This window comes from Aeromonas sp. QDB25 (assembly GCF_027707725.1).
GTDB classification, from domain to species: Bacteria; Pseudomonadota; Gammaproteobacteria; order Enterobacterales; family Aeromonadaceae; genus Aeromonas; species Aeromonas caviae.
In genome coordinates this window covers 13,616-35,864 of sequence record NZ_JAPCIZ010000009.1, presented here as the reverse complement: position 1 = coordinate 35,864, position 22,249 = coordinate 13,616, and the positions used below count along the sequence as shown (strand labels likewise).

At 61.9% G+C, this 22,249-nt stretch carries 19 protein-coding genes and 1 tRNA gene; 11 read left to right on the top strand and 9 right to left on the bottom strand.

Going from position 1 to position 22,249, the window contains the following annotated elements:
* The first annotated feature begins 16 nt into the window (after positions 1 to 16).
* From mglA to PG883_RS04945, 3 genes are read left to right on the top strand one after another with little or no spacing between them, the layout of a single operon-like run.
* Positions 17 to 1,537 carry a galactose/methyl galactoside ABC transporter ATP-binding protein MglA gene (mglA, locus tag PG883_RS04955; RefSeq protein ID WP_010676015.1) on the top strand — a complete coding sequence of 507 codons (1,521 nt, stop codon included), beginning with the start codon at positions 17 to 19 and terminating at the stop codon, positions 1,535 to 1,537.
* A 15-nt stretch (positions 1,538 to 1,552) separates the two neighbouring features.
* Positions 1,553 to 2,563 (top strand): galactose/methyl galactoside ABC transporter permease MglC, encoded by a 1,011-nt coding sequence (gene mglC, locus PG883_RS04950; protein ID WP_010676014.1) that lies wholly within the window; start codon positions 1,553 to 1,555, stop codon positions 2,561 to 2,563.
* Between the two features lie 57 nt (positions 2,564 to 2,620).
* Positions 2,621 to 4,354, top strand: a complete 1,734-nt coding sequence (locus PG883_RS04945; RefSeq protein ID WP_010676013.1) for a methyl-accepting chemotaxis protein — start codon at positions 2,621 to 2,623, stop codon at positions 4,352 to 4,354.
* 743 nt (positions 4,355 to 5,097) lie between these two features.
* Here PG883_RS04945 and PG883_RS04940 read toward each other — a convergent pair.
* A complete protein-coding gene (locus PG883_RS04940; protein ID WP_134997205.1) occupies positions 5,098 to 5,274 on the bottom strand; it encodes a hypothetical protein in 177 nt (58 codons plus the stop codon).
* Between the two features lie 745 nt (positions 5,275 to 6,019).
* On the opposite strand from PG883_RS04940, the gene arcA reads away from it, so the two are divergent.
* The 4 genes from arcA (at position 6,020) to PG883_RS04920 (ending at position 10,840) form a co-directional block, all read left to right on the top strand.
* A complete protein-coding gene (arcA, locus tag PG883_RS04935) occupies positions 6,020 to 7,240 on the top strand; it encodes an arginine deiminase (RefSeq protein WP_010676011.1) in 1,221 nt (406 codons plus the stop codon).
* 62 nt (positions 7,241 to 7,302) lie between these two features.
* The gene (arcC, locus tag PG883_RS04930; protein ID WP_039039634.1) at positions 7,303 to 8,229 is read left to right on the top strand and encodes a carbamate kinase; all 927 of its coding nucleotides are present in this window, start codon (positions 7,303 to 7,305) and stop codon (positions 8,227 to 8,229) included.
* Positions 8,230 to 8,307: 78 nt separating this feature from the next.
* Positions 8,308 to 9,312 carry an ornithine carbamoyltransferase gene (gene argF, locus PG883_RS04925; protein WP_010676009.1) on the top strand — a complete coding sequence of 335 codons (1,005 nt, stop codon included), beginning with the start codon at positions 8,308 to 8,310 and terminating at the stop codon, positions 9,310 to 9,312.
* 121 nt (positions 9,313 to 9,433) lie between these two features.
* Entirely contained in the window at positions 9,434 to 10,840 is a 1,407-nt protein-coding gene (locus PG883_RS04920; protein WP_041214260.1) for a YfcC family protein, read from the top strand.
* Positions 10,841 to 10,994: 154 nt separating this feature from the next.
* Here PG883_RS04920 and PG883_RS04915 read toward each other — a convergent pair whose 3' ends face one another.
* The 4 genes from PG883_RS04915 to PG883_RS04900 all read right to left on the bottom strand — a co-directional run bounded on the left by PG883_RS04915 (position 10,995) and on the right by PG883_RS04900 (position 13,923).
* Complete coding sequence (locus PG883_RS04915) at positions 10,995 to 11,486, bottom strand: arginine repressor (protein WP_039039633.1); 492 nt, start codon at positions 11,484 to 11,486, stop codon at positions 10,995 to 10,997.
* Positions 11,487 to 11,704: 218 nt separating this feature from the next.
* Positions 11,705 to 12,169, bottom strand: a complete 465-nt coding sequence (gene pyrI, locus PG883_RS04910) for an aspartate carbamoyltransferase regulatory subunit (protein WP_010676006.1) — start codon at positions 12,167 to 12,169, stop codon at positions 11,705 to 11,707.
* Between the two features lie 16 nt (positions 12,170 to 12,185).
* Positions 12,186 to 13,106 (bottom strand): aspartate carbamoyltransferase, encoded by a 921-nt coding sequence (gene pyrB, locus PG883_RS04905; RefSeq protein ID WP_270807008.1) that lies wholly within the window; start codon positions 13,104 to 13,106, stop codon positions 12,186 to 12,188.
* Between the two features lie 274 nt (positions 13,107 to 13,380).
* Positions 13,381 to 13,923, bottom strand: a complete 543-nt coding sequence (locus tag PG883_RS04900; protein WP_219596405.1) for a hypothetical protein — start codon at positions 13,921 to 13,923, stop codon at positions 13,381 to 13,383.
* Positions 13,924 to 14,125: 202 nt separating this feature from the next.
* Between PG883_RS04900 and PG883_RS04895 the strand changes: the two genes are divergently transcribed.
* A tRNA-Trp gene (locus PG883_RS04895) sits at positions 14,126 to 14,202 on the top strand.
* 209 nt (positions 14,203 to 14,411) lie between these two features.
* Positions 14,412 to 15,782 carry a phosphatidylserine decarboxylase family protein gene (locus tag PG883_RS04890; protein ID WP_270807007.1) on the top strand — a complete coding sequence of 457 codons (1,371 nt, stop codon included), beginning with the start codon at positions 14,412 to 14,414 and terminating at the stop codon, positions 15,780 to 15,782.
* A gap of 56 nt (positions 15,783 to 15,838) precedes the next feature.
* Here PG883_RS04890 and PG883_RS04885 read toward each other — a convergent pair whose 3' ends face one another.
* Complete coding sequence (locus PG883_RS04885; RefSeq protein ID WP_200164621.1) at positions 15,839 to 16,357, bottom strand: class IV adenylate cyclase; 519 nt, start codon at positions 16,355 to 16,357, stop codon at positions 15,839 to 15,841.
* 393 nt (positions 16,358 to 16,750) lie between these two features.
* Between PG883_RS04885 and PG883_RS04880 the strand changes: the two genes are divergently transcribed.
* Positions 16,751 to 18,640 (top strand): methyl-accepting chemotaxis protein, encoded by a 1,890-nt coding sequence (locus PG883_RS04880; protein ID WP_200164622.1) that lies wholly within the window; start codon positions 16,751 to 16,753, stop codon positions 18,638 to 18,640.
* Positions 18,641 to 18,768: 128 nt separating this feature from the next.
* Here PG883_RS04880 and PG883_RS04875 read toward each other — a convergent pair whose 3' ends face one another.
* The 3 genes from PG883_RS04875 to PG883_RS04865 are packed head-to-tail and all read right to left on the bottom strand — an operon-like array spanning position 18,769 to position 20,655.
* Positions 18,769 to 19,212 (bottom strand): GNAT family N-acetyltransferase, encoded by a 444-nt coding sequence (locus PG883_RS04875; protein WP_042015636.1) that lies wholly within the window; start codon positions 19,210 to 19,212, stop codon positions 18,769 to 18,771.
* The gene (locus tag PG883_RS04870; protein ID WP_039039627.1) at positions 19,209 to 19,730 is read right to left on the bottom strand and encodes a lipocalin family protein; all 522 of its coding nucleotides are present in this window, start codon (positions 19,728 to 19,730) and stop codon (positions 19,209 to 19,211) included. The genes PG883_RS04875 and PG883_RS04870 overlap by 4 nt, the downstream gene beginning before the upstream one ends.
* 1 nt (position 19,731) lies before the next feature.
* The gene (locus tag PG883_RS04865; RefSeq protein ID WP_010675998.1) at positions 19,732 to 20,655 is read right to left on the bottom strand and encodes an AraC family transcriptional regulator; all 924 of its coding nucleotides are present in this window, start codon (positions 20,653 to 20,655) and stop codon (positions 19,732 to 19,734) included.
* A gap of 118 nt (positions 20,656 to 20,773) precedes the next feature.
* Here PG883_RS04865 and yqhD point away from each other — a divergent pair, with 118 nt between their 5' ends.
* Positions 20,774 to 21,934: an alcohol dehydrogenase gene (yqhD, locus tag PG883_RS04860; protein WP_041214265.1), complete on the top strand. Its 1,161-nt coding sequence runs from the start codon at positions 20,774 to 20,776 to the stop codon at positions 21,932 to 21,934.
* Positions 21,935 to 22,249: the final 315 nt, after the last annotated feature.

Here is a 22,249-nt window from a genome sequence, read left to right as displayed (position 1 = left end):
TTTTCAACCAGATGTGATGGCTGATATGACAACACGGCAACAATCAGAATGGCTGTTGGAGATGATTGACGTCAGTAAGAGCTTTCCTGGCGTCAAGGCACTCGATAATGTCAATTTACGGGTCCGTCCTCATTCTGTGCATGCGTTGATGGGCGAGAATGGCGCAGGGAAGTCCACGCTGCTCAAGTGCCTGTTCGGCATCTACGAGAAGGATCAGGGCAAGATCTTCTTCAAGGGACAGGAGATCAACTTCACCTCGTCCAAAGAGGCGCTGGAGAATGGCGTTTCCATGGTGCACCAGGAGCTGAACCTGGTACTGCAACGCACCGTGATGGACAACATGTGGCTCGGCCGCTATCCCACCAAGGGACTGTTTGTCGACCACGGCAAGATGTATCAGGACACCAAGCATATCTTCGAGGAGCTGGACATCGACATCGACCCCAGGGTCAAGGTCGGCACCCTGTCGGTTTCCCAGATGCAGATGATCGAGATTGCCAAGGCATTCTCCTATGACGCCAAGATCGTCATCATGGACGAACCCACCTCCTCCCTGACCGAGAAAGAGGTCAACCACCTCTTCAAGATCATCAACAAGCTCAAGGAGAAGGGGTGCGGCATCGTCTACATCTCCCACAAGATGGAAGAGATCTTCCAGCTCTGTGACGAGATCACCATATTGCGGGATGGCCAGTGGGTGGCGACCCAGCCCCTCAAGGGCATGACCATGGATCAGATCATCGGCATGATGGTCGGCCGCGAGCTCACCCAGCGCTTCCCGGAAAAAACCAACCAGCCCAAAGAGGTGATCCTCGAGGTCGAGCACCTGACGGCCAAGAACCAGCCTTCCATCAAGGACGTGACCTTCAACCTGCACAAGGGGGAGATCCTCGGCATCGCCGGTCTGGTGGGGGCCAAGCGCACCGACATCGTGGAGACCCTGTTCGGCATCCGCGATCGCAGCGAAGGGACCATCAAGCTGCACGGCAAAGAGGTGGCGAACCACAACGCCCACGAGGCGATCCAGAACGGCTTCGCCCTGGTGACCGAGGAGCGCCGCTCCACCGGGATCTATTCACGCCTCGACATCGCCTTCAACTCCCTGATCGCCAACATGGACAACTACAAGGGATCCATGGGGCTGCTCAGCGACAACAAGATGAAGAGCGATACCCAGTGGGTCATCGACTCCATGCGGGTCAAGACACCGACCCAGCAGACCCAGATCGGCTCCCTCTCAGGTGGCAACCAGCAGAAGGTGATCATCGGTCGCTGGCTGCTGACCCAGCCCGAGATCCTGATGCTGGATGAACCGACCCGGGGTATCGACGTCGGCGCCAAGTTCGAGATCTACCAGCTCATCCTGGAGCTGGCGAAGAAGGACAAGGGCATCGTCATCATCTCCTCCGAAATGCCGGAACTGCTCGGCATCACGGACCGCATCATGGTCATGAGCAATGGCCGGGTCGCGGGGATCGTCAACACCAAAGAAACTGACCAGAGCGAGATCCTGCGCCTGGCATCTCTGTACCTATAAAGACAGGAAGACATTATGGAGTCGGCTAAAAATTTCAATCTGATGCAGGCGCTCAAAGAGAACGGCATCTATGTGGTGTTGCTGGTGTTGCTCATGATCATCGTGATCAAGGAGCCCTCCTTCCTCAGCCTCACCAACCTCAGCAACATCCTGACCCAGTCCTCGGTACGGGTCATCATCGCCCTCGGGGTGGCGGGCATCATCATCACCCAGGGTACTGACCTGTCGGCCGGTCGCCAGGTCGGCCTGGCAGCGCTGATCGCGGCCACCATGCTGCAGGCCCTGACCAACGTCAACAAGGTCTTCCCCACCCTGGGGGAGGTGCCCATTCCGGCGGTGATCCTCCTGGTGTGCGTGGTGGGGGCCCTGATTGGTCTGGTCAACGGCCTTATCGTCGCCTACCTGAACGTGACGCCCTTCATCACCACCCTGGGCACCATGATCATCGTCTACGGCATCAACTCCCTCTATTTCGACTCCGTGGGGGCTTCCCCTGTAGCCGGGTTTGATCCTCGCTTCTCCAACTTTGCGCAGGGCTTCATCCGGATTGGCGGGTTCAAACTCTCGTACCTGACCTTCTATGCGGCCATCGCCAGCGTCTTCGTCTGGGTGCTGTGGAACAAGACCCGCTTTGGCAAGAACATCTTCGCCATCGGTGGCAACCCGGAAGCGGCCAAGGTGTCCGGCGTCAACGTCGCCGTCAACCTGGTGGTCATCTATGCCCTGGCCGGTGTCTTCTACGCCTTCGGCGGCATGCTGGAAGCGGGGCGGATCGGCAGTGCCACCAACAACCTCGGCTTCATGTACGAGCTGGATGCCATCGCGGCCTGCGTGGTGGGGGGCGTTTCGTTTGCCGGCGGTGTGGGAACTGTCGCGGGTGTGATCACCGGCGTACTTATCTTCACGCTGATCAACTATGGTTTGACCTACATCGGTGTCAGCCCTTACTGGCAGTTCATCATCAAGGGCGGCATCATCATCCTGGCGGTAGCCCTGGACTCCATGAAGTACGCCAAGAAGAAGTAAGCATTGGCAGGGAGGGCCGGGTCATCCCGGCCCTTTCTCTTTGGAGGGACCCATACCATGGCATTCAAAGTCAAAATCAACGTGCTGTTGCTGCTCGCCATTCTGGTCACCATCGGTACCGCCTGGTTCAGCGTCAACCACTTCATCAGCGGCTACATCCGCACCCAGGCCACCCAGAACATCAACGAGCAGATCACCCTGGTCAGGGAGAAGCTGGCGGGTGACATCAACCAGAAGGTGCTGCTGGCCGCCAACCTCAACCTCGGGGTGACCAGCGTCAAGAAGGCGCTGCAGGAGACCGGCTTTCACAACATCGTCAAGCTCATTGGCGACATGGCATTCGACGCGAACGGGGTCATCGACGACAAGGCCAGGGTTGACGCCCTGCGCAAGCTGATCCCCGCCGCCAACAACCAGATCACCGTCAGCCCGCTGGAGCAGCTGGACGGCAAACCCGTCATCTCCATCCTAGTGCCGCGCGGTGCCGACTCCGCCTACCTCTACTACCTCGACATGAGCGAGTTCAAGACGCTGCTGACCAAGGTAAGCGGGGAAGGGCGTTACTTCTCCCTCACCGACAGTCAGGGACAGGTGCTCTACAGCAGCAAGCCCCAGGGAGAGAGCGAGAGCCGCCCCAACAAGCTGGATATTCGCGGCAGCGAGTGGACCCTGACCGGTTATGTGGATCTCGACTATATCCGGGCCATGACCCAGGCGCTCAACGGCAAGATCACCCTGGCCCTGCTCGGGGTGGCGGCGCTGGTACTGGCCCTCTCCATGGTGGCCCTCAACCTGGCCTATAGACCCATCCTCTCCCTGCGCGACCTGGTGCAGGAGCTCTCCCAGGGCAATGGGGATCTGACCCGCCGGCTCACGGTAACCAGCAAGGATGATCTCGGCCAGATCTCGGCGGGCATCAACCGTTTCATCGAGCAGTTGCAGGGCATGATGGGGGAGGTGAGACAAGCGAGTGGCCAGCTCAATGAAGGGATATCGGCATTGGCGAGGCAGACGGGGTCAGCCCAGGGCCTGCTGGCGGAGCATGTGCGGGAGACCGAACAGGTGGTCACCGCCATCAACGAGATGAGCCGTACTGCCGTCTCGGTATCGGAGAGCGCGGCCAATACTGCCCAGCTGACCGGCCAGAGCCAGCAACTGGCCAACCAGTCGCGTCAGGTGGTGGATCAGGCCATGGCCAGCGTCACTGCGCTGGTGACGGAGGTGGAGACCACGGCACACTCCATCGAAGCCATGCAGCAGGATGTGCAGCAGATAGGCTCGATTCTCGGGGTCATCGGTGGCATCGCAGAGCAGACCAACCTGCTGGCCCTCAACGCCGCCATCGAGGCGGCCCGGGCTGGTGAGCAGGGGCGGGGGTTTGCGGTGGTGGCGGACGAAGTGCGCTCTCTGGCGGGACGCACCCAGAAGAGCACTGCCGAGATCCAGACCATGCTGACCCGGCTGCAACGGGGCACCCAGACCGTGGTGGCCGCCATGGGCAACACCCGGCAGAGCTGCCAGGATGCGGCGGAAAACACCAGCAAGGTGAATGCGTCGCTGGATCTGATGGCGGGAGAAGTGGTGGAGATCAACGATCTCATCAGCCATATCGCCACGGCCGCGGAGGAGCAGAGTGCCGTTGCCGAGGAGATCAATCGCAACATGAGTGCCATCGCCGAGGTGATCACCCAGCTCAAGGGGAATGGCGAGCGCACCGTGGACAGCTCGAACGCCATGCAGCGCACCTATGACAGGCTGCGGGAGATAGTGGGGCACTTCCGGCTGGAATAGCGCCGGCTGGGCGAATCCGGGGCATCCTGGCCAGCAACGCCGTGGCCGGGGTAACCCATCAGCGGGCAGACGTGAAAAAAACCCAAAAAAAGATGGGGGCGACTTGCGTCGCCCCCGATAGTCTTATCGCTCATATCCTTGAACGAAGTTGCTCCCTGCAATCCCTGACTATACCTCTTCCTTTAGGTTTCCCCTTCCCAATCCTTTGGGGTGTCCTTTAGCCATCATGGCCTGACGAGTCATCCGTTCCCGTCGCACTTTCTCCGTCCTGGGAGGTGTCCTTTACCACATCCTGTGGTGAGTCCATTTGCCCAACCCTGGCAGCCAGTCTTCCTGACCGACTTCATTGCGTCCGTGCAGGAGTAACTATAAGGATTTCGCGCAGGGCGACAATGACATGCTGAAAAACGTTTTTTTCAAACTGGTTTCCCGAGAAAGGATAATGAAGTTATCTTTTTTAAAATCATGGCTTTAATGATCTGTTGTGCTGTTTTTTCACGCGCATCTTCCGACTATGGCGAGAATTTTGTTGGCACTTTGCTTACTCAGTCTATGGCGAATGTCTCACAAGGCGTTTAACTGCGGTTCAGAATCCGGGGAGGCCGGTCAGTGTCGATCGCAGATTAGGGGGGAGGAGGGCAACGGGCATGATGCAGGTGGCGTGGTCCGGATCCCATTCAGGAGATAAAGGAGGTAAAGCGGGGATGACCCAAGAGGAGATCGCCTCCCCTTGGGCGAGAGGGTCAGGGATGCTGGCTGCCACCGTGCCATTGGCATAGGTAGGCGGGTACCAGCATCTGGGGTGCCTGGTCAACGTGACAGACCACCAGCGGCATGGCGGGGGCTCCCTGGGCATGCACCAAGGCCGGTGTCATGGGCAGGACCAGGGCGACGAGCAGAAACAGCGACGGGATCTTCATGGTTATCTCCTTGGTGACGGGAACGAATGTGACAAGCATCACTTTTTGAGTTAAGGCGAACCCGAAATCGGCGCAAGGTGACTGAAAAAATTCAACTAATGAAAAAACTTTGAATCCCGGTTGCACACCGGTCGATGAAAAAGGCGCCATCAGGATGCGTGCAAAATGCATATCCATATAAAAGAGATAGTGCACACGACTTGGCGATGAGGCTCGCCATCTGGCCCGGGCGGGCCGCCATGATCTGGGACAAGAGATGGATTATTCAGCGATAAAGGAGCAGGTGATTATTTATGTGAGAGCAAACGGGATGATAAGCGAGGATAAATTCAAAGTTGGGTGAGCTTTATTCAAAAAATGAGCATTTTGATTTTAATGTAATGATTTATTTGATTTTTTTATTAGTGGCTATCCATTTCTGGATATCATGGATGAATGAAATTGCGCTCTTTGTGGAATATGTTGGGGCTTTATTGCGTATTTATGCCGGATGGAGGGTGAGGGAAATGTCAGATATGTAAACTCCATCATAAATTAACTTCTGAATTTATGCAGTCTCGGGTGAATGTGATCAATGTCCAAGTTTGGTGGAGTTGCCAGACCTAATCTCTGCGTCGAAAGGCAAGGGCAGGATAGAACACAAGCCGAGTACCCTACATAAAGAATATCCCGCCTTAGCCACGAGCCTGAATAGAAGGAATCTATTCAATCACTCGCAGGGACCACTGCTAGACGGAATATCATCATGAGCAAATTTTATGTAGGTTCTGAAGTTGGCCAGTTGCGCCGTGTCATGTTGCACCGCCCCAACCTCAGTCTGAAGCGTCTGACCCCTTCCAACTGCCAGGATCTGCTGTTTGACGACGTCCTGTCCGTGGAACGTGCCGGTCAGGAGCACGACAAATTCGCTCAGGTACTGCGCGATCAGAATGTCGAAGTCTTCCTCCTGACCAATCTGCTGGCGGAAACCCTGGACGTGCCGGAAGCCAAAGCCTGGCTGCTGCAACACCAGGTCTCCGACTATCGCCTCGGCACTGCCCTGGCCAACGACGTGCGCTGCTTCCTGGCGGACATGCCTCACCGCGAGCTGGCCCGCATCCTCTCCGGCGGCCTCACCTACTCCGAGATGCCCTACAGCGGCGTCAACATGGTGGTCGGCATGCATGCCCCGACCGATTTCATCATCGAACCGCTGCCCAACCACCTCTTCACCCGCGATACCTCCTGCTGGGTCTATGGCGGCGTCTCCATCAACCCCATGGCCAAGGCCGCCCGTCGTCGCGAGACCAACCACGTGAAGGCCATCTACCGCTGGCACCCGCAGTTTGCCGGTCAGGAGTTCATCAAGTACTTCGGTGACGAGGAGCGCGACTACGACAACTCCACCATCGAAGGGGGCGACGTCCTGGTCATCGGCCGTGGCGCCGTGCTCATCGGCATGTCCGAGCGCACCACGCCGCAAGGGGTGGAGCATCTGGCCCGCAGCCTGTTCAAGCACGGTCAGGCCAAGCAGGTCATCGCCATGGAGCTGCCGAAACACCGCAGCTGTATGCACCTCGACACCGTCATGACCCACATGGATGTCGACACCTTCTCCGTCTATCCGGAAGTCATCCGCAAGGATGTGAACTGCTGGAGCCTGACCCCGGGCGGTGCCACCGGGATGAACATCAAGGAAGAGGGTTACTTCGTGACCGCCATCGAGAAGGCGCTGGGGGTGGATCAGCTCAGGCTCATCACCACCGGCGGCGACAGCTTCGAGGCCGAGCGGGAGCAGTGGAACGACGCCAACAACGTGCTGACCGTGCGCCCCGGCGTGGTGGTGGGTTACGAGCGCAACACCTACACCAACGAGAAGTACGACAAGGCCGGCATCACTGTGCTGCCCATCCCGGGTGAAGAGCTGGGACGTGGTCGCGGCGGCGCCCGCTGCATGAGCTGCCCGATGGAACGTGACGGCATCTGACAAGACGGCGTGGCGCCGGCAGAGGCTGGCGCCACACACACCCGAACTCGAGAGTAACACCCATGAAAAAACCAACTGTCGTCGTCGCCCTGGGGGGCAATGCCCTGCTCCGCCGCGGTGAACCTCTGGAAGCCGACATCCAGCGCAAGAACATCGCCACCGCCGCCAAGACCATCGCCCGCATCGCCGAGGATTACAACGTGGTGCTGGTGCACGGCAACGGCCCGCAAGTCGGCCTGCTGGCCCTGCAGAACAGCGCCTACACCAAGGTCTCCCCCTATCCCCTGGATGTGCTGGGTGCCGAGTCCCAGGGCATGATCGGCTACATGCTGATCCAGGAATTGAAGAACCTGATGCCGAGCCGCAACGTCACCGCGCTGCTGACCCAGGTGCAGGTTGATCCCCAGGATCCGGCGTTTGCCAACCCGACCAAGTTCATCGGTCCCGTCTACGAAGAGGCGGAAGCCCGCACCCTGGCTGCCGAGAAGCACTGGGTGGTCAAGGCCGACGGTAAGTTCTTCCGCCGCGTGGTGCCGTCCCCGCTGCCCCAGCGCATCGTCGAAGGCGACGCCATCGAAACCCTGATTGCCCAGGGTCACCTCATCATCTGTACCGGTGGTGGTGGCATCCCGGTGACCTGGGATGGCCAGAGCCTGACCGGCATCGAGGCCGTCATCGACAAGGACATGTCTGCCGCCTACCTGGCCAAGCAGATCAAGGCCGACGCCCTGCTGATCCTGACCGACGCCGATGCAGTGTATCTGGACTGGGGCAAACCGACCCAGCGTCCGCTGCGGGTCACCAGCCCGGACGAGCTGGCCGGGGTCAAGTTCGATGCCGGCTCCATGGGGCCCAAGGTCGAAGCCTCCTGTGAATTCGTCAAGGCGACCGGCGGCATGGTCGGCATCGGCTCCCTGGAAGATGGCCTCGCCATCCTCAAGGGGGAAGCCGGCACCAACATCGTCGCCACCAATACCGTCAATGCCTGAGCCAAGGCTCTGGTCTGAACAACTGCGTAGTCAATGACACTGCCAAATTGGTCTGAACAAATATAGAGAGAACTCATCATGGCTTTTAATCTGCGTAACCGTAACTTCCTGAAACTGCTGGACTTCACCCCGCGCGAAATCCAATACATGATCGATCTGGCCATCGACCTGAAGAAAGCCAAATACGGTGGCTATGAGCGCAAGCATCTGGTCGGCAAGAACATTGCCCTGATCTTCGAGAAGACCTCCACCCGCACCCGCTGTGCGTTCGAAGTGGCGGCCTTCGACCAGGGCGCCCAGGTCTCCTACCTCGGCCCGAGCGGTTCCCAAATCGGTCACAAGGAGTCCATGAAGGACACCGCCCGGGTGCTGGGCCGCATGTATGACGGCATCGAATACCGCGGCTACGGCCAGGAGATCGTCGAAGAGCTGGGGGCCCACGCCGGTGTGCCGGTCTGGAACGGCCTGACCAACGAATTCCACCCGACCCAGATCCTGGCGGACTTCATGACCATGCTGGAGCACGGCAAGGGCAAACGTCTGGATCAGATCAAGTTCGCCTACCTGGGTGATGCCCGCAACAACATGGGCAACTCCCTGATGGTGGGTGCCGCCAAGATGGGCATGGACATCCGTCTGGTGGCGCCGAAAGCCTTCTGGCCGGAAGAGGAGCTGGTTGCCACCTGCCGCCTCATCGCCGAAGAGACCGGTGCGCGCATCCACCTGACCGAAGACGTGAAAGAGGGTGTGCTGGGTGCCGACTTCCTCTACACCGACGTCTGGGTCTCCATGGGTGAAGCGAAGGAAGCCTGGGATCAACGGGTGAAGCTGATGACCCCGTATCAGGTCAACATGGATGTCATCAACGCGACCAAGAACCCGGATGTGAAGTTCATGCACTGCCTGCCGGCGTTCCACAACGACGAGACCACCATGGGCAAGGAAGTGGCCGACAAATATGGCATGAAGGGCCTGGAAGTGACCGAGGACGTGTTCGAATCCGAGCACAGCATCGTGTTCGACGAGGCGGAAAACCGGATGCACACCATCAAGGCAGTGATGGTGGCTACGCTGGGCGACTGACGTCGTCAGTGGTGCCGGGGGGTGACCCCCGGCTTTTCAACCATGTGACAGCGGCATAATACCTCCAACCCTACGACCCGCAGCCTGCATGGATACCACACCCACAGAAGGAAGCTGGACCATGACCAAATTCAAGTTCCCGTCAGCCTACACGATACTGTTTGTGCTGATCGCCCTGGTGGCCGCCCTGAGCTGGATAGTGCCGGCCGGCAAATACGAGATGACCATGAACGAGGCCCTCGGCAAGGAAGTGCCGGTGGCCGGTACCTACAAACTGGTGGATGCCAATCCCCAGGGGATCGTCGACGTGCTGCTGGCACCCATCGACGGTCTCTACAACCACGACACCTATGAGGCTGGCGCCATCGACGTCTCCCTCTTCATCCTGATCATCGGTGGCTTCCTTGGCATCGTGACCAAGACAGGTGCCATCGATGCCGGTATCGAGCGCGTCACCGATCGCCTGCGTGGCCGTGAAGAGTGGATGATCCCCATCCTGATGGCGCTGTTCGCCGCAGGGGGTACCATCTACGGCATGGCGGAAGAGTCCCTGCCGTTCTACACCCTGCTGGTGCCGGTGATGATGGCCGCCCGCTTCGACCCTGTCGTGGCTGCCGCGACCGTGCTGCTGGGAGCCGGTATCGGTACTCTCGGTTCCACCATCAACCCGTTCGCCACCGTGATCGCCGCCAACGCGGCCGGCATCTCCTTCACCGACGGCATCTGGTTGCGGGTCGCCATGCTGGTGGCCGGCTGGCTGATCTGCGTGGCCTATGTGATGCGTTACGCCAAGATGGTGCGAAGCGATCCCAGCAAGTCCCTGGTGGCCGACAAGTGGGAAGAGAACCGTGCCCACTTCCTCGGCAACAAGAGCGACCAGATGCTGGAGTTCACCACCACCCGCAAGATCGTGCTGGGTATCTTCGTCGCCGCCTTCGCCGTGATGATCTACGGGGTGGCCGTGCTGGGCTGGTGGATGGCGCAGATCTCCGGCGTCTTCCTGGCTGCCGCCATCATCGTCGGCGTCATCTCCCGCATGAGCGAGGAGGAGCTGACCTCCAACTTCATCGACGGTGCCCGCGATCTGCTCGGCGTGGCCCTCATCATCGGTATCGCCCGCGGTATCGTGGTGGTGATGGACAACGGCATGATCACCCACACCATCTTGCACAGTGCAGAGGGGATAGTGACCGGCCTCTCCACCGTAGTGTTCATCAACGTGATGTTCGTGCTGGAAGTGGTGCTCTCCTTCCTGGTGCCCTCTTCCTCCGGTCTGGCGGTGCTGACCATGCCGATCATGGCGCCGCTCGCCGACTTCGCCAACGTGGGCCGCGAGCTGGTGGTCACCGCCTACCAGTCCGCCTCCGGCCTGGTGAACCTGGTGACCCCGACCTCCGCCGTGGTCATGGGGGGGCTGGCCATCGCCAAGGTGCCCTATGTGCGCTGGCTGAAGTGGGTGGCCCCGCTGCTCGGCATGCTGACCGTGCTGATCGTGCTCTGCCTGAGCCTGGGCGCCGTGCTGGCATGAATGCCGACAGACATAGGGACAACAACGGGAGCCTGGGGCTCCCGTTTTTTATGGCTGGCAAGGTGGGGCGCCCGGGCTTTCCCGTGGTCTGGCTCCTTGCCGCGCGGGCAACAAAAAGGCGACCCCGGGGTCGCCTTCTGGCATCCAGCAGGGGTCAGCGGGCGTTTTCCAGGGTGCGCACCACGGCGGCGTGAGCCTGGCGGGTTCGGCTGATGTGGCGCGGGGCGATCAGTACCACGTCGTTGCCGGCCACGGCCCCCAGGATCTCGGGATTGGCGTTGCGATCCAGCAGGCGAGCCACCACGGTAGCGGCCCCCGGGGTGGTATGCACCAGCACCATCTGCTGGTTGTGGACCACGGCGCGCACCATGTCGTGGATGGAGCGGGTGCTGCCGGCGGGCTCCAGCTGCTCGTCCACCAGGGTGTAGACCTTCTTGCCGTTGGCGTTCTGGGCCTTGGCGACCCCGAGACGGCGCAGCAGGCGGGAGATGGTGGACTGGCTGATGTCCGCAAAACCGCGGGCGGAGAGCTCGCGGCGGATCTCCTCCTGGGTGCTGTAACAGTGCTGGCCGATGATCTGGCGGCAGGCGTCGAGCTGGGCCAGGTCGGACTCTGGTTCTGCTGGGCGGCTGAGGGTGTTGACCATGGCGACTTCCTTTGGCGATGAGCGATGGCGGTCTCGCCCAGTCTGTCGTTCCGGCTTTTCATAGCGAAAAACACTAATGAGGAGCACTCAAGCAGGGGATGAGCGAGGTATATCCATTACGGGATGGCAAATTATAACCAAAGGGGGAATAAGTGATGTGACAGGGTTCAAAAATGGGCCCGATGGGGCCCACATGGATATCCTTTGTCGGCAGGAAATCAGTAGCGTTCGCTGACGATGTCCTGGGTGAAGGACTTCTCGCAGTATTTGCACTTCATCCGCACCGCCCCTTTCACCTCGCGCACCCGGAAGTAGCTCTCCACCGGTTCGTTGTGGGAGATGCAGTTGGAGTTGGGGCAGTGGAAGACCCCTTCGATGAACTCCGGCAGCGCCAGCTGGTGCTTCTTCACCACCACGAAGTCTTCGATGATGTTGACGGTCGCCTTGGGGGCGAACAGGGCGAGCTGGTTGGCCTGCTGCTCGGTCAGACGGGTGTTCTCGATCTTGATGAGATCCTTCTTGCCGAGGGCGCCGGATTTGAGGTTGAAGCCGACGGTGATCCGCTCCTGGGTCTCGATCAGCTGGAACAGCTTGAGGATCTTGATGCCCTGGCCGGCGGGGACGTGGTCGATGACGGAGCCGTGACGGATGGCTTCGACTTGCAGTTGGTTCTTCTCGGACATGATGTTCCCCTTTCCCTTAGACGGTTTCGTTCAGTACCAGTGCCAGCAGTGCCTGGCGGGCATAGACCCCGTTCTCCGCCTGCTGGAAGTAGTAGGCGTGGGGGGTCTTGTCGACGGCGACCTCGATCTCGTCAACCCGGGGCAGGGGATGGAGGACCTTCATGGTGGGCTTGGCCCCTTCCAGGGTCGCCAGCTCCAGCACGAACTTGGCGGCCATGTGCTTGTACTCGGTCTCGTCGAAGCGCTCCTTCTGGACGCGGGTCATGTAGAGGATGTCGAGCTCCGGCATCACCTCTTCCATGGTCTCGTACACGCTGAAGCGGATGCCCTTCTCTTCCAGCTCCTCGCAGAGGTAGTCCGGCATGGCCAGCGCCTCCGGGGAGATGAAGAAGAAGCGGCAGTTGAACAGGCTCAGGGCCTGGGCCAGGGAGTGGACGGTGCGGCCGTACTTCAGGTCACCGACGAAGGCGACGTTGAGGCCGTCCAGCTTGCCTTGGGTCTCGTGGATGGAGAAGAGGTCGAGCAGGGTCTGGGTGGGATGCTGGTTGGAGCCGTCACCGCCGTTGATGACCGGCACCCGGGAGAACTCGGAGGCCAGACGGGCTGCCCCTTCCTTCGGGTGGCGCATCACCACCGCATCGGTGTAGGAGCTGATGATCTTGATGGAGTCGGCCAGAGTCTCGCCCTTCTTGGCGCTGGTGTTGCCGCCGTCGGCGAAGCCGATGATGTTGCCGCCCAGGCGCTGGACTGCGGTCTCGAAGGAGAGACGGGTGCGGGTGGAGGCTTCGAAGAAGCAACTGGCGACCAGCTTGTCTTTCAGCAGGCGGCTGTCGGGTTCGGCCTTCAACCGCTGTGCGGTGGCGACCACCAGTTCCATGTCGGACCGGGTCAGATCCGAGATGGAGATGACGTGTTTGTTATAGAGTGGATTGGTCATCGTCTGCATTCCCTTTGGCATCAATGAAGGTTTTTCCGGCACAAAAAAAAGCCCCTGAAACAGGGGCTCTTTTCAAAAAAAACGGGGGATCTGTGGGACGGGAACCGGAAACAACGGGGCCGCTCTGGTGCGCTCCACCCGTCTGCAAGGCTGCTTTTTTCATCAAAAACGGCATTGTCCTGTCCCGACCTTTTTCAAAACCGCACCGATTATAGGGCTGGTTTTTGAATTGTCAAAAATTTATTTCAGAGGCAGGATTTGGCCGGAAAAACGTTTAAGTGTCGCGAACGGGTCGACAAATCCAGAGTGCGTGCTGCGCCTGCAAGGGGGCGCCATCGGCGGCCATGCTGCGCAGGTAGCCGAGCCTGTGGTGCCCCTCCAGCAGGCAGTAGGGATGGGGCAGGGGGTGACCGTCCGGGTAGCAGGCTCCCGGGGCGGTGGCGAGGACGATGACAGGCTCGGACCAGGTGCCCCGGTGCAGCATGTCATCGCCGAGCCAGGAGCGGCGCACGTAGCGGTTGCTGCGCAGCATCTCGCCCCAGCGATCGATCACCTCCATGTGGCGGGAGTCTATCTGCTCGATAATCTGGGCGGTGGGCCAGTGCTCACACTCGAACTGGTGGCTGGCGAGATCGATAAAGCTCCAGTTGGATTCAAAACCGCGCCAATGACGGTAAATCCACTGGGCGAGCACATTGGAGGGAATGGAGGGCACCAGGGGAGAGACTCTGTCCAGATAGTCGGCCAGGGTTTCCGTCTTGCGCTCATCCCGGAAGTTGAGGGGCGCAAGCTGTTGCAGCAGTCGGTAATTGAGCATGGGCAGCCTCCCTGAGCCTGGTTTCACCCTACCCCCATTTGTGTCCCATTCCTACCCCGTCGGGGCTGCAAATACAGCAGCTTACCCCCGCTCCTTGTTGGAATTGCGGGGATCTGCTCGTCATTTGTTCGATCGCATCGAAAGTGAGAAAAAAAGCCTTTACCTTTGACCTCTGCTTTGTATACTACGCCTCGTTTGTTGCAGGGGCGTAGTTCCAATTGGTAGAACAGCGGTCTCCAAAACCGATGGTTGCGGGTTCGAGTCCTGCCGCCCCTGCCATTTTTCAGAAAGGCCAGCTCATTGAGCTGGCCTTTCGCATTTCCGGCGTTTGCCACCGTCTCCGTTAGCCTCTTTTTCCCTGCTTCGCCGCTGCCATTTCTGCCAATGGAGGCCGCTTTTCCCCTGTGCTACACCTTGCTTCCTGCCAGATGGCGCCCTCAGGCGCATCGCATCCGGCGGGCCCAAGGCGCTTCAACAAGGAGAGAGCGATGAACAAGGCAGTGGATACGCGTCACCCCCATGCCCATGCCGGTGGCTGGGTCCCCCGGGATCAGGCCCATGTGGCGCGCTGGGTACAGCGGCTGCGTCAGGCGGTCACCCGCCAGCCTCGCCCGCTGGTGGCCCCGATCGCCGGATTGAAGGCGCTGGTGGAGCAGGATCCTCTCCTGCATCAGCAGGCCCAGGGGATGTTTGACGAGGCGTGGCAGCATGAGCACAGCACGCCGCTCGGTCAGGTCCAGGTGCGCAGCTTCGATGAGTTCCTGCAGTTGCTCAACGGCATCATGACCACGGCCCCGGAAGCCTATCAAGATGTGCAGACCCAGGAGCCCGCCGGGCTGATCGGATTCCCCATCAATGCCCTGCTTAACTGGCCCATGGCGACGGCCGCCGGGTATGACTTCTTTGCCAACGCGCTGGTGAACCAGCAGCTGCGCAAGATCCTCGGTTACTGGGCCGACTTCCTGCAAAGTCCCGCGTCCCGTTATGTGCTGACGGAGTCGGTGAGCCCCCTGGATCGCCAGACCCTGATCGTCCCCTGGCTCGGGGAGGTGGCGAAACGGGAGATGGTCAAGGTGGCGCAGGGGGCGCTCGGGGCCGGCGACAACCCCACCCCAGAGCGCTTCGAGGGGATCTTCCACACCGCGCCGGGAGAGGAATACGAAGGCTTCGCCAGCTGGGACGACTTCTTCACCCGCCGCTTCTGCCCCGGCGTGCGGCCGGTGACGGCCCCGGACGATGACAGCGTGATCGCCAACGCCTGCGAGTCGGCCCCGCTGCAGGTGGTGACCGGGGTAAGACGGCAGGACGCCTTCTGGCTCAAGGGGCAGCCCTATTCCCTGGACAACCTGCTGGACTTCGACCCGCGCGCCGCCGCGTTCGAGGGAGGCACCCTCTATCAGGCCTTCCTCTGCGCCCTCAGCTATCACCGCTGGCACAGCCCGGTGAGCGGCACGGTGCGCTCGGTCAAGGTGGTCAACGGCAGCTACTACCTGGCCAACCGCCACCAGGGTTTTGACAGCCCGGCGGGGCCCGACCCCAGCGCCCCGAACCAGTCCCAGCCCTTCCTCACCGCGGTGGCGACCCGGGCACTCATCTTCATCGAGGCGGACAACCCCAGGATCGGCCTGATGTGCGTGGTGCCGGTGGGCATGGCGGAGGTGTCGAGTTGCGAGGTGACGGTGCAGCCGGGGCAGCGGATCGCGAAGGGGGAGCAGCTCGGCATGTTCCACTTCGGCGGCTCCACCCACTGCCTGCTGTTTCGCCCCGGGGTCGAGCTGGCGTTCGACTTCTACGGCCAGCAGCCGGGGCTGGAGGCGACCAACCTGAGGATCAACACGGCGCTGGCGCGGGTGACATAACCCTGCTCCCTGATGGTACGAGGCCGCCTTCGGGCGGCCTCGCTGTTGTGAATCCCTCAGGGTTGTCGTTGCAGCAGGAGATCCAGATAGGCGCCTTCGATCAACCGGGAGGGCTCGATACCGAGACGCGCCATGATGTCGTGAGCTTCCTGCATCCCCACCTCGCGCGGCTCGTCATCTTCCAGCACCACTTCCAGTTCGAGGAAGTGACCCAGCCCTTCAACCCGGTCGAGATGGATCCGGGTTCTGCCCACCAGAAACAGGGTCCGCTGTTTTCGCACTCTGCCAATCTGGCCGCAAGCCAGGGTGAGCGTTTCCCGCAGCTTGTCCGGCTCGTTCGTTGGCGTGATGTGGTAGTAGCTCTCCTTCGGACCCTGTTGATCAGGCCTGCGGTAGAAGATGAGCTGGCCTGCCGACGGGGAGAGCGTCCGCAATTTGAAGCGGCCCGATTCACAGCGAAAGAAGGTATCGTCCTGGGCGATGTCGACGGGGCCCTTGTCGGCGATGGCCGCAGCTTTGGGGGTAAGGTCATCGACCCCGGCTATGCGGGCTTTGATCTCGATATTTCGTGGCATGGCAGCGGGTTCTCCTTGAAAACGGGATACCCAATCTAGCACAGCCCACGTTGCCGAGAGGGGGCAACAGGGGGAGCACCAACTCGGTTCCAGATGGATGCTCAACCCTGCCCGCCAACCCTCTTTGCAGACGCCTGAAACCGCCCTCAAGAGACAGGTCAGCGGGTGGTGCTGTTCGTCATCCGCGACCTGACCTCATGGCCGCCTTAGGGCGGCCTTGTGGTGCCTGCGGGTGTCAGCATGGAATAGTGAACAGTCTGTTGCTGGTAGTGCGTTCTGTTGTTGATAGATGAAAAAATATCAGGATTCACTAAAGACCGTTCATCATTGTGCCGATAGAACTACCAAGATGGGGGTATTCCCGGCCCCCGGCTACCACAAGGATTCGTTGTCATGACTCTCTCGTTGCGCGGCAAGCTGCTCGCGGCCAGCCTGGGGGTAGTGCTGCTGATGGCAGCCCTGCTCGGTATTGTCGCCTTCCACACCCTCAAATCCCGCACCCTTGACGCCATCCAGAGCGAGGCGGTCAACTACGGCCACGCCCACTCGGTGGCCATCGGCAACTGGCTGGCGGATCGCAAGCACGCGGTCGACGCCCTGGCCGCCGTCATTGCGCACGACCCCGACACGGCCCTGGTGCCCCACCTGCTGCAGACCCGCACCTCCGGCGGTTTCGGCCTCACCTATTTTGGTTCGGCGCAGGGGGAGATGACCCGCCACGATCCCGCCCTCAACACCGCCAACTATGACCCCAGGGCCCGCCCCTGGTACCAGAACGCCGACAAGGCGGGCAAGCTCATCGTCACGCCGCCCTATGTCAGCGTGACCATGCAGCAGATGGTGGTGACCCTGGCCGAGCCGGTGAGCCACCAGGGCCGGGTGATCGGGGTGGCCGGGGCGGATCTCTCCCTCGACGCCCTCATCGACGAGGTGCTGGCCATGAAGGTGCAGGGGGAGGGCTACGCCATGCTGCTCGACCGCACCGGCCTCATCGTCGGCCACCCAAACAAGGAGCTGGCGCTCAAGCAGGTGGCGGAGCTGGATCCCGGTCTCACCGGGGCGGCGCTGGATGCGTGGAGCCGCGACGGCGAACTGCACGGCGCCAACCTGAACGGGCGCGAGGTGCTGCTCTCGGTGCAAGGCGTGCCCGGCACCGACTGGCTGCTCGCCATGGTGATGTACAAGGAGGTGCTGGAGGCGCCGCTCGCCTCCCTGCTGTGGCAACTGGTGGGGCTGACCCTGGTGCTGCTGCTGGTGTTCGGTGCCCTGCTCATCGCCATGTTCAACTACCTGTTCGCGGATCTGGGGCGGGTCTCCAGGGCGCTCGCCGACATCGCCCACGGGGAGGGGGATCTCACGGTGCAGATCGCCACCCGCAGCCAGGATGAGGTGGGGCAGCTGGCCCAGAACTTCAACCAGTTCGTGGCGCGACTGCACGGCATCGTCAGCCGGTTGCGGGACGTCACCGTCGAGCTGGCGGCCCAGTCCCGCACCCAGGCGGCGGGGGCTGAGGCCCGCAGCCAGCGGGTGCGCCAGCAGCAGGACGAGATCGTCATGGTGGCGACTGCGGTGACCGAGATGGCCTCCGCCACCCAGGAGATCGCCGGCAACGCCGAGTTTGCCGCCAACACCGCCGGCGATGCGGTGCGCCTCGCGGTGGCCGGCCAGTCCCAGGTCGGCCAGAGCCAGCGCAGCATCACGGGGCTGGCGGGGGAGGTCTCCGACGCCAGCCAGACCATCCACGAGCTGGATGGCCACGCCCAGCAGATCAGCGGCATTCTGGCCACCATCAGCGGCATCGCCGAGCAGACCAACCTGCTGGCCCTGAACGCCGCCATCGAGGCGGCCCGGGCCGGGGAGCAGGGGCGCGGCTTTGCCGTGGTGGCGGACGAGGTGCGGGTGCTGTCGCGGCGCACCCACGACTCCACCGCCGAGATCCAGCAGATGATCGAGGCGCTGCAGCAGACCACCCGCAAGGCGGTGGGCGGCATGGAGACCAGTCGCCAGCTGGCGGGCACCAGCGTGGAGGACGCCGAAGCGGCGAATCTCAGCCTGGGCAGGATCAACGAGGCCATCGGCGCCATCAGCGACATGGCGACCCAGATCGCGGCGGCGGCCGAGGAGCAGACCTCGGTGACCGGCGAGATCAGCCGCAACACCGAGAATATCCGCCACGTCTCCCAGGCGCTGGCGGCCCAGGCCGGCGAAGAGGCCGCCCAGGCGGCCCAGCTCAAGTCTCTCACCGAGCGGCTGGAGCAGGAGATCGGGCGCTTCCGGCTCTAGGCTGCGACCCGGATGTGACAAAGGCGACCCCGGGGTCGCCTTTATTCATTCTGTGTATGGATATTATTTCGCCATGCACCCGCTGAATAATGCCGGGTCCTGGCCCTGCAACGGGTGCAGGCAGAGGCTCAGAGAGGCTTGATGTAGCTGTAGAACTCATTGTCCCGCTGGTAGCCGTGCCCTTCGTAGAGGGCCTGAGCCTGCCGGTTGTCGGTGGCGGTGCTCAGCATCAGGAAGGCGGCGCCCGTCTCCTGGCCGTGGCGATCGGCCCGCGCCAGCAGCGCCTGGGCCACCCCCTGCTGGCGGGCCGCCGGCGCCACGAACAGATCGTACAGCAGCCAGATGGGCTTCAGGGCGAGGGAGCAGAACAGGGGATAGAGGTGGGCAAATCCCAGCACCTCTCCCGCCTCGCTCTGGGCCACGAAGAGCACCGACTCCCCGGCGGTGCAGCGCTCCAGCAGGAAGGCTTCGGCGGCCTCGGGCCGGGCAGGCAGCCGGTAGAACGCCCGGTATTCCACGAACAGGGGGGTGACCCGGGGAATGTCCCCGGGGGTGGCCTGGAAGATCCTCATGGGGCGTTCCCCGCCGGATCCTGGCTGACCCAGATCAGCCGGTCGGTGGCAAAGCCGAGCCCCCGGGCCCGCTCGACCAGGGCCTCTACCTTCTCTTTGGGGGGATGGGGCGTGCGGGAGAGGATCCAGAGGTACTGGAGGTTGTAACTGCTCACGAGGGAGAGGTCATAGTCCGTCGCCAGCACGTTGTAGCTGCCGTAGAAGGGGCCGAAGAAGCTCACCTTGAGGCGCCCCTCGTCGCTGTCACCCACGAAGTAGGCGCGCCCCTCGGCCTCGCGCCATTCCCCCTGTTCGTCCTGCCCCCGGTTGATCACCCTGACACCGCCGTCATCCCGCAGGCTGTAGGTGGCGGTGACCCGGTTCAGGCCGCGCTCGAAACCGTGATCGAGGCGGGCCACCTCGTACCAGGTGCCCAAGTAGCGGTCGAGCTGGAAGGGCTTGACCACCTGGTGTCCCGGTGGAATGCCGGTGCAGGCGGTGGCCAGCAGGGTCAGAACGAGCAGGATCAGTGTGCGCATGTCATCCCTCCACGATACGCAGTTGTCCCGAGCGGAAGCGTGCCGCGTGTTCGCTCGGGGTGTTGCCAAAGAAGCGTTTGTATTCGCGGCTGAACTGGGAGCCGCTCTCGTAGCCTACCTTGTCCGCCGCCACCCCGGCCTTGAGGCCGTCGTGCAGCATCATCAGCCGCGCCCGGTGCAGGCGCAGGGTCTTGATGTACTGCAGGGGCGAGGTGGCGGTGGCCGCCTTGAAGTGGTGGTGGAAGGCCGAGACGCTCATGTTCGCCTCCCGGGCCAGCTCCTCCACCGTCAGGTTCTCGGTAAAGCGCTGCTCCATGATACGCAGCACCCGGGCTATCTGGCTCACCTGGCTGTGACGGCTGGCCATGGCCAGCAGGGCGGGGGCCCCCCCTTCGTGCAGGGCGTGGAACAGGATCTCGCGCACGATCTGGGGCCCCAGCACCCGGGCGTGGAGCGGCTTGTCCATCACGTCGATGAGGCGCTCCACCGCGCAGAGCATGGTCTCGGAGAGGGGCACGGAGACGACGCCGCGACCCGGTTCCGCCGGGGCGGGGGCCGCGTCCCCCATCTCCAGCAGCAGGGCCTGCAGCGCCGCCACGTCGATCTCCACCGAGAGCCCCACCAGAGGGGATTCGGGGGAGGCGAAGCACTCGCACTCGCAGGGCAGCGGCAGGGTCATCATCAGGTAGTGCTCGGGGTCGTAGCGGAAGGTGAAGTCCGAGAGATAGCCCACCTTGTGCCCCTGCAGGATGATGATCATGCGCGGGCGGTAGAGCACCGGGATGCGGTCGTGATGCTCCGTGGTGTAGATGAGGTGCACGCCGGGCACGGGGGCGGCGGTGATCCCCGGGTGGGGTGCCAGGGCGGCGAGCCGGCTGGCGAGGGCGGACTGGTGGGTCGCCGCGATGGGCTGATTTGTACTCATTTATCCATGCTCAGTAGAAATAGGCAAGAAATCGGCAGAAAGCTCCCTTGATGGTAAGGGGTTATAAGAGAAAAATGCAACCCATACCTTACCGACTACGACCACCCCGGGAGATCCCATGAACAACTTCATCCTGCACACCCCCACCAAGGTGCTGTTCGGCAAGGGCCAGGTGGCCCAGCTGCGCGGCCAGATCCCCAGCGACGCCCGCATCCTCGTCACCTACGGCGGTGGCAGCGTGGTGCGCAGCGGCCTGCTGGACCAGATCCGCCGCGAGCTGGCCGGCCTGACCCTGTTTGAATTTGGCGGCATCGAGCCCAACCCCACCTACGAGACCCTGATGGGCGCCGTCGAACTGGCCCGCGCCGAGAAGGTCGACTTCCTGCTGGCAGTGGGCGGCGGCTCCGTGCTGGACGGCTCCAAGTTCATCGCCGCGGCCGCGCACTACGATCCGGCCAGGGATCCCTGGCACATCCTCGAGACCGTCGGGGGGGAGGTGGCCTCCGCCATTCCCCTGGGCAGCGTGCTGACCCTGCCGGCCACCGGTTCCGAGATGAACATGGGCGCCGTCATCACCCGCAAGAGCACTGGGGACAAGCAGCACTTCTTCTCTCCCTTCGTGATGCCGCGCTTCGCCGTGCTCGACCCCGTGCTCACCTACACCCTGCCCGCCCGTCAGGTGGCCAATGGGGTGGTGGATGCCTTCATCCACACCCTGGAGCAGTACCTCACCTACCCGGTGGATGCCAAGGTGCAGGATCGCTTCGCAGAAGGGCTGCTGCTGACCCTGGCGGAAGAGGGGCCCAAGGCGCTGGTGGAGCCGGAAAACTACGACGTGCGTGCCAACATCATGTGGAGTGCCACCCTGGCACTGAACGGCCTGATCGGAGCCGGTGTACCCCAGGACTGGGCCACCCACATGCTGGGCCACGAGATCACCGCCCTGCACGGTCTGGACCACGCCCAGACCCTGGCGGTGGTGCTGCCCGCCCTGCTTCAGGCCAAGCGCGAGCAGAAGCGCGCCAAGCTGCTGCAATACGCCGAGCGGGTCTGGGATCTGCGCAGCGGCAGTGACGAGGCGCGTATCGACGGTGCCATCGCCGCCACCCGCGACTTCTTCGAGCGGATGGGGATCAAGACCCGGCTGCGGGATTACGTGGCCGACGCCCGGATCGACGCCCTGCTGGCCAAGCTCGAAGAGCACGGCATGACCGCCCTGGGTGAGCACGGCGACATCGACCTGGCCCAGAGCCGGCATATTTATGAGGCGGCCTGGTAAGCAGAGCGCGCCTGAAACGGGCCCAAGGCCCGGTTGCACCAGGGGGCCCGAACCCGCCAGCAGGCGGGGACGCGGCCCCCTGAACGTTGCAAAATGGTTACTTTTTCCCTTTTCATCTCATCAGATGAGCCAACGGCAGATTTCGTAAGAACAAAAAACGCTAAGGTAGAGGCCGGGTTAAACATTTTTTTTGACTGGTTGGATCACTTTTTTCAGCGCTTTTTGCTGTTATAAGCCCCTAATTTGGTTTGTTTTTTTTAATCATGGTCCGGGATGGGCTGAATTCTGTACCCGCCCGCCCGGGGCCGTGGTTGT